Raw genomic sequence first — 13,107 nt, 5'->3', positions numbered from 1 at the left:
CCGCTCAGCATGGCGGCGTGATCCAGGTGCGCTCGATATTTCTCTCTGATATCCACCTTGGTACGCGAGCGTGCCAGGCGGAGCGCCTTCTCGATTTCCTGCGCCACTTTGCGGCGGAGAACGTCTTCCTGATCGGCGATATCGTCGACTTCTGGGCGATGCGTCGTAGCATCGTATGGACCACCGCACAAAACACCTTCGTACAGAAGATCCTTCGCCGCGCCCGGCATGGCGAACGCGTCGTCTTTATCCCCGGCAATCACGACGAAGCGTTGCGTGATTACCTTGGGATTGCCTTCGGCGACATCGAAGTGGTCGGCGAATATGCGCACACCTTGGCTGACGGGCGCCGTTTCCTCCTATTGCACGGGGACGAATTCGATCAGATCACCCGCTACCACCGCTGGGTCGCCGTCCTCGGCGACGTCATGTATGACCTGCTGGTCCGCCTCAACTCGATCGTTTCGCTCGTTCGCCGGCGTTTCGGAATGACCTGCTATTGGTCGCTGGCCGGTTACGCAAAACGCCGCGTGAAGACCGCGATGCAGTTCATCTTCGATTTCGAGGACACAGCGCGCCGGGCCGCGCGTCAACGCGGTTTCGACGGCATCGTGTGCGGGCACATCCACAACGCGGTGATCCGGGAGACTGACGGAACGATCTACGTGAACTGCGGCGACTGGGTCGACAGTTGCACAGCGATCGTTGAGCACCTGGATGGGCGGCTCGAACTGATTGCCTGGGGAAGCCAAGAAGCTGTTGCAGCAATCACGAGAACAGGAGTCGCCGAATGCGCGTAGTCATGGTTTCCGACGTCTATTTCCCACGCGTCAATGGCGTTTCGACTGCGATCCAGACGTATCGCCGCTCACTGCGGGCGCATGGTGTCGAAGTCGCGCTGGTAGCGCCGGATTACGGCGCCGGCGACGATGAGCCGTGGATCACTCGCGTCCCGGGGCGACCGGTGCCCGGCGATCCGGAGGACCGGATTGCGCGTTGGGGGCATATGCACGATGCGGTCGAGGCCATCGTCGAGCGCGGCTGCCACCTGATCCACATCCAGACGCCCTTTGCCGCCCATTACGCGGGGCTATTCGCCTCGCGCCGGTACGGCGTCCCGGTCATAGCAACGTATCACACGCTCTTCGAAGAGTATCTCAAGCATTATGCGCCCTGGGTGCCCGCCGGCTGGTTGCGCGCGCTGGCTCGATCTTTTTCGCGGCGGCAATGCAATGCGCTGGACGGCGTCATCGTCCCGTCACGTGCGATCCGTGACCGGCTGGGGATGTACGGAGTGGGCAAGGTCATGCACATCCTGCCGACCGGCGTTGCGCCGCACTTGGCCGAACCCGGCGCTCGTGCCGCTTTTCGTTCCCGCCTGGGTGTCGGCGAAACGCGACCACTCGCCCTGTTCGTAGGTCGCGTGGCGCACGAGAAGAATATCGGCTTTCTGCTCGACGTCGTCGATCTCGCCAGGGAATCGATTCCCGATCTTCTACTCGTCATAGCCGGTGAAGGCCCGGCGGTTGCGTCGCTGCAACGTTCGGTGGCGGACCGAAAGTTAGGCAGTAACGTAACCTTTATCGGATATCTCGACCGCAAAACCGAACTGCCGGCGTGCTACGCAGCGGCCGATGCCTTCGTGTTCGCTTCGCGTACCGAGACACAGGGCCTCGTCCTGCTTGAAGCGATGTCGGCCGGGTTGCCGGTCGTCGCACTGGCCGAAATGGGAACCACCGACATCGTTGGCCCTCGCAAGGGGGCTATCGTTCCCGACGACAATCCTTACGCGTTTTCCATGGCGCTGGTCGAGCTTCTGCGCGATCCTTGCCTCAAGAGCCGTCTTGCCGCGGAGGCGCGGGCCTACGCGGCGCAGTGGTCGGATGCAGCACTGGCCGGCAGGATGGCGACGCTCTACCGGCAGATCGTTGCCGAGCACGCGCGCAACAACGCCCACGACTTTCACCTGTTACCGCGTTGAGCGGACATTCCACCGGTCGTTTGCGATACGCGAAAGGCACATAGCGCCTTGATGCGGGAGCTTATGGTGAAACGGCTACCCCAGCCTTGCACTGACTCTCGGTCTCGCCTCTAGGGCGGGAAAACCCCTTTCAAACTCGGTATACTCGCCGCTTTTCTGGCCGGCAAGGAGACGCGTGTGCTCAACGAGAGCCCATTCAAGGGGAAAACGGGGCTGCAACGAATATGGAACGCCTTCCACTATTCGATGGCCGGCCTGCGTGCAGCGTTCGCCGGGGAGCAGGCGTTCCGCCAAGAGGCGCTGCTTGCTGCCGTCTTGATTCCCTTGGCGTTCTGGCTACCCGTGAGCGGGATCGGGCGCGCCGCAATGATCGCAAGTGTCCTGCTTGTTCTGATTGTGGAGCTGCTCAATTCAGCGATCGAAGCCGTGGTCGACCGCGTTTCCCTCGACCGGCATCACCTTTCCAAGCGCGCCAAGGACATCGGCAGCGCCGCCGTGCTGCTGTCGCTGCTCGACGTCGCCGTCGTCTGGGCCTGCGTGCTCATTGGCTGAGCGTAACCCGCCGCTTTTTCAACGCGGTTGCGGCCTAGTCGCTTCGCATCGAGAAGCGCATTGTCTGCCGCTTCCGTCAATATCTGCGCGGTGTCGTATTCCGGGTAGGAGGCGATACCCGCGCTGAACGTCGCGAAAAGTACGCCGCGCTGATGCGCGTGCGGTAGGGTGGAGAAGTCCTCGCGAATGCGGTTGATCACCGTCTTCGCTTGGTCGGGCGTGACATCCGGGAGCGCGATGAGGAACTCTTCCCCACCGTAACGCCCGATGAGATCAGAAGAGCGCAAGCGCCCCTTGAGCAGCCACGCTAGGCCGCGGATTACCTGATCGCCGACCGGGTGGCCGTACGTATCGTTCACCGACTTGAAGTGATCAATGTCGATCATGGCGACTGTCAGCCCGGTCTGCGGCGCCATTTTTTCCGCCATGATCTTGAGCCGCGACTTGGCGGCCGTGTGATTGAGCAGCCCGGTGAGCCCATCGAGCCGAGTGGAGCGCTGCGTTTCGCGGAAACGCTCGATCTTCGTTTTGACGACCGCTGCAAGCAGCACCGGGTTGAAGGGCTTCATCAGGAATTGGTCGCCGCCCAGACGCAACGCTTCGACCTGCATGGCTACATCCGATTCGCCGGAAAGGTAGACGATCGGCAGCGAGGTGTAGGCCGACATCTGGCGCAGCACCCGCGTCGCCTCGACGCCGTTGAAGCGCGGCATGTACATGTCCATAAGGATCAGATCGGGGCGGTAGGCTTCGAGCACGCCGAGCAGGGTTCCGGGATCGCGGATCGCATGGCTTTCGATGCCATGTTCGGCGAGGGTGCGCTGGATGAGAGCGACAGCGACGCGCGAGTCTTCGACCACCAGCACACGGTACTTCTCTGGCTCGTAGCTCTGCACGAGATCAAGCACGCAGTTGAGTACCATCGCCGAGCCTTCTTCTTGCGGGATGGTGACGTCAATGCCCGAGCGCATCAGCGCGACGATGGTTTCAATGGCCGGATGCGCGCCGAGGTAAATAAGTTGGCTGGCGGCGCAGCGAGCGCGAATTTCGGCGATGCGGGCGTGATCGCCGGCACCGGTCGATTTCGGCGGCGGGATGAAGAGGACGGCCAACGGCATATCGCCGGTGGGCAGCTTGCCGCTCCAAGCGAGTTCGCGCGTCTGGAAACCGTAGAAATCGATCTGTTGGCGCAGCGCGGCCGCCATTTCGCGCATCTCGGGGGCGACTACGAGCCAGACGAGACGCGGCTTGATCCAATCAACTCCACCGAGATCCGGCGCGCGCTCTTCGAGTCGGCGTTCCGGTGCCGTATTGCGGGAGTTGGCGACGGCACCGAGCAGCGTGTCGAGTTGCCGCTGCAGCGCGGCGGTGTCCTGTGCATCGATCGGGTGCGAAGCCGGGCTGCCGAGCTTGGCCAGGGCTGAATTCTCGAGCCCCTCGCAAATACGCACGAGGCCCGGAAGGCGCATGCGGTTGAAGTGCTCCGCCAGGCAATTGACGGCGACGGCGAATTCGATGAAGAACTCGAATGTGCCTTCTGCGAGATAGCTCTCCCAGCGTGTTCGCAGCACGTAGATGCGATCGTTGATGACGTTCTGGGAAGGCTGAGCCATGGTGGGGACGTATCGAGACGTCCGGCCATTATCCGGCATCGCCTCCCGCGAGACAATGTTTGCGTGCTGAGCGGTCGAGCTAAGCAGATATATGGGCGCCAGATATCGGCAGGGCAGTGCTTTCTTGAAACGTAAAGGTTACGGGATCGGACGAGTTACTTCTCGTCCACGAGGCAAAAAACGCCCCGGGCACCGAGCAGCGATCTCGGCGGCCGGGGCGTACTTGGAGCGAGGATTACTTTCTGGACCTTGCCGGCGGCAGATCGGTACAACTGCCGTGAGCGACTTCCGCCGCCAAGCCGATCGTCTCGCCCAAGGTCGGATGCGGGTGGATCGTCTTGCCGATATCGATCGCATCGCAGCCCATCTCGATGGCCAGACAAATCTCGCCGATCATGTCGCCTGCCGCCGGCCCAACAATCGCGCCGCCGATGACGCGGTGCGTTTCGGCGTCGAAGAGGAGCTTGGTGAACCCGTATTCGGCCCCGTTGGCGATGGCCCGTCCCGATGCCGCCCACGGAAAGCGGGCGACTTCAACGGTGCGCGATTCCTTCTTCGCCTGCGCCTCGGTGTATCCGACCCACGCGACTTCCGGATGCGTGTACGCCACGCTGGGGATGACTTGGGCGTCGAAGGCCGCGCGGGCCAGGTCGTTATTGCCGTTCAACTCGCCCGCTGCCACTTCCGCGGCGACGTGGCCTTCATGCACGCCCTTGTGCGCGAGCATCGGGTTGCCGACGATGTCGCCGATAGCGAAGATGTTCGGGACGCTCGTACGCATCTGCGCATCGACGGCGACGAAACCACGCTCGTTGACCGCGATGCCGGCGTTTTCCGCACCGATCTTCTTGCCATTGGGCGAGCGTCCGGCGGCTTGCAGAATCAGATCGTACTTCACTGGCCCGGCCGGGGCGTTCTCGCCCTCGAAGGTGACGTAGAGGGCGTCTTCCTTGGCTTCGACGGCCGTCGTCTTGGTCTTCAGCATGACCTTGTCGAAGCGGTGCAGGTTCTGCTTTTCCCACACCTTCACGGCGTCGCGGTCGGGTCCTTGCATCAGCCCATCGAGCATTTCGACGACGTCGACGCGCGTTCCGAGGAACGAGTAAACAGTGGCCATTTCCAGACCGATGATGCCGCCGCCGACGACCAGCATTTTCTCCGGGACGAAGCGCAGTTCGAGCGCACCCGTCGAATCGACGATGCGCGGATCGTCCGGCAGGAACGGCAGGTGAACCGCCGAACTGCCCGCGGCGATGATGCATTTCTTGAAACGGACGGTCTTCTTGGTCCCCGTTTTTTCCTGACCCTCTCCTGAGGTCAGTTCGACTTCGACGTGGCTGGCGTCGAGGAAACGCCCGTAACCGCGCACGACGTCCACCTTGCGCGCCTTCGCCATGCCGGTGAGGCCCGTGGTCAGTTTGCCGACGACTTTGCCTTTGTAGTCCCGCAGCTTATCGACTTCGATCTTCGGCGCGGCGAAAGAGACGCCGCAATCGGCGAGATGGCCGGCTTCTTCGGCGGCCACGGCCACGTGAAGCAGTGCCTTCGACGGGATACAGCCGACATTCAGGCAGACGCCGCCGAGCGTCGCATAACGTTCGACCAGCACCGTCTTCAAACCGAGGTCGGCGGCGCGGAACGCGGCCGAGTAGCCACCGGGACCGGCACCGAGGACGAGCATGTCGCATTCGATGTCGGCTATTCCCGCATACTGGCTGGCAGGTGCAGCGGTAGCTTGCGCGGGCCCGGTTGGCGATGCGGCTGGCGCAGGCGCCGCGGTGGACGAGGAAGCCGCGGCTCTCGGGGGTTCGGGCGGAGCGCTTTCGGCGGCCGGGGCTGTGCCTGACCCCTCCGCGTCGAGTAGCAGCACGAGCGATCCCTCGGAGACCTTGTCGCCGACCTTGACCTTGAACTCCTTCACGACGCCGGCCGCTGGACTCGGAATGTCGATCGTCGCTTTGTCGGATTCGAGCGTCACCAGCGGATCTTCCGCCTGCACGCTGTCCCCGGGGCTGACGCATAGATCAATGATCGGGACGTTCTTGAAGTCGCCGATGTCCGGAACCTTGACTTCGATGATCTGGCTCATTCGTCTCCCTCCGTCAAACCAGCGCACGCCGCATGTCGGCGAGAAGCTGCGCGACATAGACGTTGAAGCGCGTCGCCAACGCGCCGTCGATCACGCGGTGGTCGGCCGAGAGCGAGAGCGGAAGAATGAGGCGCGGCAGGAATTCCTTGCCGTTCCACACCGGTTTCATCACCGATTTGCTGACACCGAGGATCGCGACTTCGGGCGCGTTGACGATCGGCGAGAACTGCGTGCCGCCGATGCCGCCGACGCTCGAAATCGTGAAACAGGCACCGGTCATGTCGGCCGGGCCGAGTTTGCCGTCGCGCGCCTTCTTCGCCAGCTCCCCGCACTCGGCAGCGATCTGGCTGACTGATTTCTGATCGACGTTCTTGATCACCGGCACAACGAGGCCGTTCGGCGTGTCGGCCGCGAAACCGATGTTGAAGTATTTCTTCAAGACCAGATTCTCGCCTTCGAGCGAACTGTTGAATTCGGGATATTTCTTGAGCGCCAGTTCGCACGCTTTGATGATGAACGCAAGCATGGTGATCTTGGCGCCGCCCGACTTTTCGCTTTCCTTGTTCAACGCCAGTCGGAAAGCTTCGAGTTCCGTGATGTCGGCATCTTCGTGATAGGTCACGGCCGGGATCATCACCCAGTTGCGTGCCAGGTTCTGAGCCGAGATTTTCTTGATGCGCGAGAGCGGCTGAACGTCGATCGGGCCGAACTTGGCGAAGTCGACCTTTGGCCATGGCAGAAGGTCGAGACCAACGCCCAGCGAGGCGGACGGGGCGCCCGCCGGCGATTGCATGACGCTCTTCACAAAGTTCGCGATGTCGTCGCGCAGGATGCGCCCCTTCGGACCACTCGCGGGCACTTTGGTGAGATCGACGCCGAGCTCGCGCGCGAACAGTCGCACAGATGGGCTCGCGTGCGTCTTGGCGCCGAGCGGCAGTGCGGGCGCCGGCGCTTGAACCTGGGATGCCGGCGTGGGCACAGGCTGCGACGGAGCGGCCGGCGGGCGCGGGGCTTCGGGCTGCGCCGGAGCAGAGGCCGGAGCGGTAGCCGCCGGGGCTGGCTTGGCCGGTTCCGGTGCGGCCTTTGCTTCACCGGCGTCGGAAGTTTCCACGAGCGCGACGACGCTTCCCTCGGAGATCTTGTCCCCGAGCTTGACCTTGACTTCCTTTACGACACCGGCGACAGACGAGGGCACGTCCATCGTTGCCTTGTCCGATTCGAGCGTGAGCAACGTATCGTCCACACTGATCGTGTCACCCGGTTGAACGGCAATTTCGATGACCGGTATGTCATGAAAGTCGCCGATAGCCGGTACCTTGACTTCGATAACCTGACTCATTCTTCTTCTCCCTTTAAACCGTCAGCGGATTCGGCTTGTTGACGTCGATGCCGTACTTGGCGATCGCCTCGGCGACCTTGCTGCGGTCGATCGTGCCTTCATCGGCGAGGGCCTTCAGCGCGGCAATCGTCACCCAGTAACGGTCGACTTCGAAGAAGCGTCGCAACGCCTCGCGAGTGTCGGAACGGCCGAAGCCGTCGGTGCCGAGTGTAACGTAGCGGCGAGTGACGAACGGCCGGATCTGGTCGGCGAACTGGCGAACGTAGTCCGTCGCCGCGATCACCGGGCCGGTCGTGGCGCCGAGGCAACGCTCGACGTGCGAGACACGCTGTGGTTCGGTCGGATGCAACATGTTCCAGCGGGCGGCGTCGTTCCCTTCACGCGCAAGCTCGGTGAAGCTCGGACAGCCCCACAGATCGGCGTCGACGCCCCAGTCGTTCTTGAGCAGGTCGGCGGCGGCCATCACTTCGCGGAGGATCACGCCTGAGCCAAGGAGCTGGACACGCGGAGCGGCCTTCTTGCCGTTTGCCGCTTCGCCCTTACGCAGGAGGTACATGCCCTTGATGATGTCGGCCTCGGCGCCTTCCGGCATCGCCGGATGCTCGTAGTTCTCGTTCATTACCGTGATGTAGTAATAAACGTCTTCCTGGTTCTGGAACATGCGCCGCATGCCTTCTTGCATGATGACGGCGACCTCGAACGAGAACGTCGGGTCGTAGCTGATGCAGTTGGGAATCAGGCTCGACAGCACATGCGAGTGGCCGTCCTCGTGCTGCAGGCCTTCGCCATTGAGCGTCGTGCGGCCGGCGGTGGCACCGATCAGGAAGCCTCGTGCGCGCTGGTCGGCGGCGGCCCAGTACAGATCCATGGTGCGCTGCAGACCGAACATCGAGTAACAGATGTAGAACGGAATCATCTGTTCGCCATGTACGGAGTACGAGGTGGCGGCGGCGATCCAGTCGCTCATCGCGCCCGCCTCGCTGATGCCTTCCTGCAGGACCTGGCCGTTCTTCGATTCCTTGTAGAACATGAGCTGGTCATGGTCTTCGGGAACGTAATTCTGTCCCTGCTGGTTCCAGATGCCGATCTGGCGGAACAGCCCTTCCATGCCGAAAGTGCGCGATTCGTCGGGGACGATCGGGACGACGCGGCGGCCGATCTTCTTGTCCTTGAGCAGGACATTGAGCGCACGCACGATCGACATCGTGGTCGAAACTTCACGTCCTTCGCCGGAGCCGTTCAGCAGTGATTCGAAGGCGGAGAGCGGCGGGATTTCGAGTGGCTCTGCCTTGCCGCGCCGGCGTGTGAGAAATCCGCCCAGCGCTTGTCGGCGTTCCTTCATGTAGGTCAGTTCGGGAGATCCTTCCGGGAATTTCAGGAACGGCAACTCCTCGATTTGCTCGTCGGCGACGGGCAACTTGAAGCGATCGCGGAAGCGCATGATCGCTTCCTTGTCGAGCTTCTTCTGCTGGTGCGAGATATTCATCGCCTCGCCGGCGCCGACCATGCCGTAGCCTTTTACTGTCTTGGCCAGGATGACGGTCGGCTGACCCTTGTGGTCGACAGCGGCCTTGAACGCGGCGTAAATCTTGAATATGTCGTGACCGCCGCGGTTGAGTGCGAAGATGTCCGCATCGGTCCAATCGGCGACGAGCTCCTTGAGTTCGGGCGTATTGAAGAAGTGCTCACGCACATAAGCGCCGCTCTTGGCTTTGTACGTCTGGTACTCGCCGTCGACGACTTCCATCATGCGCTTCTTGAGCAGCCCCTTCTTGTCGCGCTCGAACAGCGAATCCCAGTGACGGCCCCAGATCAGCTTGATCACGTTCCAGCCCGCACCGCGGAACGTGCCTTCCAGTTCCTGGATGATCTTGCCGTTGCCGCGCACCGGTCCGTCGAGGCGCTGCAGATTGCAGTTGATGACGAAAATCAGGTTGTCGAGGTTTTCGCGCGACGCCATGCCGATTGCGCCCAGCGATTCGACTTCGTCGGTTTCGCCGTCGCCGAGGAAAGCCCATACCTTGCGGTCTTTGGCTTCGATCAGGCCGCGGCTTTCCATATAGCGCATGAAGCGAGCCTGATAGATGGCCTGCAGCGGGCCGAGGCCCATGGATACCGTCGGGAAACGCCAGAAATCGGGCATCAACCAGGGATGCGGGTAGGACGACAGCCCCTTGCCGTCGACTTCCTGGCGGAAGTTGTTGACCTGCTCGTCGTTGAGCCGTCCCATCAGGTGCGCGCGGGCATAGACGCCCGGGACTGAGTGGCCTTGGAAGAAAACGAGGTCGCCGGCAAAGTCGTCGGTCTGGGCGCGCCAGAACCAGTTGAAGCCGACATCGTAAAGAGCGGCGGACGAGGCAAACGAGGCAATGTGGCCGCCGACGTTGGTGTTGCGGTTGGCGCGTACGACCATCGCCATCGCATTCCAGCGGATGAAGTTGCGGATGCGGATCTCGATCGTCGTGTCACCCGGATACTTCGGTTGCTGATCGGCCGGAATGGTATTTACGTACTCGGTCGTCGCGCTGTAAGGAATGTTGATTCCTTCTTCACGCGCATGCGCAATCAGTTGTTCGATCAGGAAATGGGCGCGGTTCGTCCCTTCCTTTTCGATGACTCCGCTAAGCGCCTCACTCCATTCCTGAGTCTCCTGGGGGTCGCCATCGACGGCGGAGGGCTGCGCGTTTTCCGGTAGTGCCATGACTATCTCCTGTGTACCTGTGGGTCGACTGCCGCTTGTCGGTTCTTTTCAAGGCGGCAAGGGTAGGGCTTTGTGCTGATATCAGCGCTTGGGTGCATCACACGGCGTTATTCGCCCGTTGTTTTCATAATGTAAGATGTTATTCCGCAATGTGCAATTCTTCGAATTTTCCTTGGGACTATTTTTGCCGTAAGAAGTTCCGCCTGCCCGAGTCAGGATAGTGAATGCTATAAAATTTCCCACTTACCCTATCCTCAAGAATAACCGCAGGGAGAAATAATGGCGGCACTCATGCCCGCGCCGGCAAACAGTCGGCTCTTGATGTCCGGTAACGAGGCTGTTGCGCGGGCTGTATGGGAAGCCGGGGGCCGAGTCGCGGCCGCTTACCCCGGGACGCCAGCCACCGAAATGCTCGAAACGATCGCCACCTACCCGGATGTCTATTCCGAGTGGTCGGTGAACGAAAAGGTTTCACTCGAAGTGGCACTGGGTGCCGCCATGGCCGGTGCCCGGGCTTTTTGTGCGATGAAGCACGTGGGGATGAACGTCGCGTCCGATGCGCTGATGACCATGACGCTGACCGGCGTCTCGGGTGGGCTGGTGATCGCGATCGCCGATGATGTCGGGTTGTCGTCTTCACAGAACGAGCAGGATTCGCGGTATTGGGGCCGTTTTGCCCATCTACCCATTTTCGAGCCGGCTGACTCACAGGAGGCCAGGGATTTCACGCTGGCGGCATTCGAACTCTCAGAGCGTTTCCAGGTGCCGGTGATCCTCCGTCTCACGACCCGTGTGTGCCACGTCAAGGCTTTGGTGACCGTGGGGGATCGCCGCGAACGCGCCGGCAGCGGCTTTACCAAGGACACGGCCCGCTGGGTCATGGTGCCCGGCAATGCCGGCCGGCGATTGCCGATGGTGTTCGAGCGCGAGGCCAAGCTGCGCGCGGAGACCGAAATCTCGGCATTCAACGTGTTCGAAGATGGCGGCGACCGGCGTGTCGGATTCCTCACCTCCGGCCCGGCGTATATGCATGTGCGCGAGGCTTTTCCCGATGCGCCGGTGCTCAAGCTCGGCTTTTCCTACCCCGTTCCGTTCGAAAAGGTGCGTGAGTTCGCTAGCCGCTGCGAACGCGTCGTAGTTGTCGAGGAGGTCGAGCCGCTGATCGAAACCGAGGTACGCGCCGAGGGCATTGCGGTGCTCGGCAAGAATGTTCTCCCGCGCATGGGAGAACTGGTGCCGCACGTGCTCCGGCCAGCCATCGCGCGGCTGCTCGGGGAAAGCGACACCGAGATTGAAAAATCTGCCGCGCCGGCTCCGATGCCGGTATTCCCGCGTCCGCCGACGATGTGCGTGGCCTGTCCGCATCTGGGCGTCTATTACGCTCTCGCGCAACTGCGCAATGCGGCGATTTCCGGCGATATCGGCTGCTACACCCTCGGTTTTGGCCAGCCATGGAATGCCCTGGATACCTGCATCTCGATGGGGGCCTCGATGGGGGTCGCCCATGGGTGGGACAAAGGTCGCGCCGAATCGGAGCGCGAGAAGAAGATCGTCGCGGTGATCGGCGATTCGACCTTCCTGCATATGGGTATGCAAGGCTTGCTCGATATCGTCTACAACCGCGGCAACGTCACGGTGCTCATCCTCGATAACCGGGCGGTGGGCATGACCGGCGGCCAGAACAACCCCGGCAATGGCCGAGGTCTTCATGACGAGCCGGCGCCGCGCGTCGATTTCGCGACGCTGGTCAAGGCGCTCGGCGTGCGCGAGGAACGGGTACATGTCGTCGATCCCTACGAATTGCCGACGCTGTTCAAGGTTCTGCGCCAGGAGACGAAGGTGGCGGAGCCTTCCGTGATCATTACCAATCAGCCGTGCGTGCTCGGCCAGGATTACCAGCCGCGCAAGGCGTACGCCGTCATCGAGGAGAAGTGTACGGGCTGCGGCAATTGCGTCGATGTCGGCTGCCCAGCGATCCACGTTACCCGGCGCGATACGGTGACGAAGGCCAATGGCCGCGAAGTGGCGCGGTCGTTTGTGCGCATCGAAAGCCAGGCATGCACGGGATGCGGTCTCTGCCTGACCCCCTGTGCGCCGGAAGCGATCGTTCCGGCGGAAACGTGCGCACCGGGTTGCGCGCGGGGTATGCCAAAGCAAGCGGTCGTTGCAGAATAGGCGCTAATCGTTGCGAGCGCAAAGGATAAGAAGATGACGGGCGTTACGAACATTCTTGTGGTGGGAACCGGCGGTCAAGGCGTCATGACGGCGAGCGAGATTCTGGCCGAAGCCGCGATCGCGCTCGGGCACGACGTCAAGAAGACCGAAGTTGCCGGCATGGCGCAACGCGGCGGCGTGGTTTCTTCCCATTTGCGCTTCGGAGAGCGAGTGCTCTCGCCGCAGATCAGCCCCGGAACGGCGGATATCCTGCTTGGTTTCGAGGCCGCCGAAGGGCTGCGCTGGCGGCACATGTTGCATCCGGATGGCTTGGCGTTGATCAACACTGGGCGGCTCGTTCCTCCCGTGGTCGATATCGGGCTTTTTGAGTATCCGGACGACCCGATTGCGCTCATGCGCGAGGCCGGCACCCGCGTCTTCTCGTTTGACGCCTCAGCGATTGCCCGGGGACTCGGCGACATGCGACTGGGCAATACGGTCATGCTGGGCGCGATCGCCGATCATTTGCCGTTTTCTGCCGACGTTCTCGAACGCTGCATACTGAAGCGTTTCGCCACCAAGAAGCCGCAACTCATCGATCTGAACCGGCGCGCGTTTGCCGCCGGCCGTGCCGCCGCGGCCCTGGCGGCGAAAACGGCGACCGCCTGAAGTTACGGT

At 62.1% G+C, this 13,107-nt stretch carries 9 protein-coding genes; 5 read left to right on the top strand and 4 right to left on the bottom strand.

The genetic code is table 11. The features are described 5' to 3' along the window. The first annotated feature begins 17 nt into the window (after positions 1-17). The 3 genes from NZ453_RS10850 to NZ453_RS10840 all read left to right on the top strand — a co-directional run bounded on the left by NZ453_RS10850 (position 18) and on the right by NZ453_RS10840 (position 2,533). Positions 18-800: a UDP-2,3-diacylglucosamine diphosphatase gene (locus NZ453_RS10850; RefSeq protein ID WP_263770587.1), complete on the top strand. Its 783-nt coding sequence runs from the start codon at positions 18-20 to the stop codon at positions 798-800. After that, the gene (locus NZ453_RS10845; protein ID WP_263770586.1) at positions 791-1,981 is read left to right on the top strand and encodes a glycosyltransferase; all 1,191 of its coding nucleotides are present in this window, start codon (positions 791-793) and stop codon (positions 1,979-1,981) included. Before NZ453_RS10850 ends, NZ453_RS10845 begins: the two co-directional genes overlap by 10 nt. A gap of 177 nt (positions 1,982-2,158) precedes the next feature. After that, positions 2,159-2,533 carry a diacylglycerol kinase gene (locus tag NZ453_RS10840; RefSeq protein ID WP_338051160.1) on the top strand — a complete coding sequence of 125 codons (375 nt, stop codon included), beginning with the start codon at positions 2,159-2,161 and terminating at the stop codon, positions 2,531-2,533. Here the strand turns inward: NZ453_RS10840 and NZ453_RS10835 are convergent. The 4 genes from NZ453_RS10835 to aceE form a co-directional block, all read right to left on the bottom strand. Further along, complete coding sequence (locus NZ453_RS10835) at positions 2,437-4,146, bottom strand: GGDEF domain-containing response regulator (protein ID WP_263770585.1); 1,710 nt, start codon at positions 4,144-4,146, stop codon at positions 2,437-2,439. The genes NZ453_RS10840 and NZ453_RS10835 overlap by 97 nt on opposite strands. Before the next feature lie 235 nt (positions 4,147-4,381). Further along, entirely contained in the window at positions 4,382-6,235 is a 1,854-nt protein-coding gene (lpdA, locus tag NZ453_RS10830; protein WP_263770584.1) for a dihydrolipoyl dehydrogenase, read from the bottom strand. A gap of 13 nt (positions 6,236-6,248) precedes the next feature. Continuing rightward, positions 6,249-7,574 (bottom strand): dihydrolipoyllysine-residue acetyltransferase, encoded by a 1,326-nt coding sequence (aceF, locus tag NZ453_RS10825; RefSeq protein ID WP_263770583.1) that lies wholly within the window; start codon positions 7,572-7,574, stop codon positions 6,249-6,251. Positions 7,575-7,587: 13 nt separating this feature from the next. After that, positions 7,588-10,275, bottom strand: coding sequence for a pyruvate dehydrogenase (acetyl-transferring), homodimeric type (aceE, locus tag NZ453_RS10820; RefSeq protein ID WP_263770581.1), 2,688 nt, complete (start codon positions 10,273-10,275; stop codon positions 7,588-7,590). Between the two features lie 279 nt (positions 10,276-10,554). Here aceE and NZ453_RS10815 point away from each other — a divergent pair, with 279 nt between their 5' ends. Both NZ453_RS10815 and NZ453_RS10810 read left to right on the top strand, forming a co-directional pair. Continuing rightward, positions 10,555-12,450, top strand: coding sequence for a thiamine pyrophosphate-dependent enzyme (locus tag NZ453_RS10815; RefSeq protein WP_263770580.1), 1,896 nt, complete (start codon positions 10,555-10,557; stop codon positions 12,448-12,450). Positions 12,451-12,483: 33 nt separating this feature from the next. After that, positions 12,484-13,098, top strand: a complete 615-nt coding sequence (locus tag NZ453_RS10810; RefSeq protein ID WP_263770579.1) for an indolepyruvate oxidoreductase subunit beta — start codon at positions 12,484-12,486, stop codon at positions 13,096-13,098. Positions 13,099-13,107: the final 9 nt, after the last annotated feature.

The sequence above is a fragment of the Propionivibrio soli genome, from assembly GCF_025770765.1.
Classification (GTDB): Bacteria; Pseudomonadota; Gammaproteobacteria; order Burkholderiales; family Rhodocyclaceae; genus Propionivibrio; species Propionivibrio soli.
This window is presented reverse-complemented; position numbering and strand designations above follow the sequence as displayed.

Excerpts from the sequence above, each read along its gene's own strand:
- NZ453_RS10845 (WP_263770586.1), top strand. The coding sequence starts at position 791 with ATGCGCGTAGTCATGGTTTCCGACGTCTATTTCCCACGCGTCAATGGC.
- NZ453_RS10835 (WP_263770585.1), bottom strand. The coding sequence starts at position 4,146 with ATGGCTCAGCCTTCCCAGAACGTCATCAACGATCGCATCTACGTGCTG.
- lpdA (WP_263770584.1), bottom strand. The coding sequence starts at position 6,235 with ATGAGCCAGATCATCGAAGTCAAGGTTCCGGACATCGGCGACTTCAAG.
- aceF (WP_263770583.1), bottom strand. The coding sequence starts at position 7,574 with ATGAGTCAGGTTATCGAAGTCAAGGTACCGGCTATCGGCGACTTTCAT.
- aceE (WP_263770581.1), bottom strand. The coding sequence starts at position 10,275 with ATGGCACTACCGGAAAACGCGCAGCCCTCCGCCGTCGATGGCGACCCC.
- NZ453_RS10815 (WP_263770580.1), top strand. The coding sequence starts at position 10,555 with ATGGCGGCACTCATGCCCGCGCCGGCAAACAGTCGGCTCTTGATGTCC.
- NZ453_RS10810 (WP_263770579.1), top strand. The coding sequence starts at position 12,484 with ATGACGGGCGTTACGAACATTCTTGTGGTGGGAACCGGCGGTCAAGGC.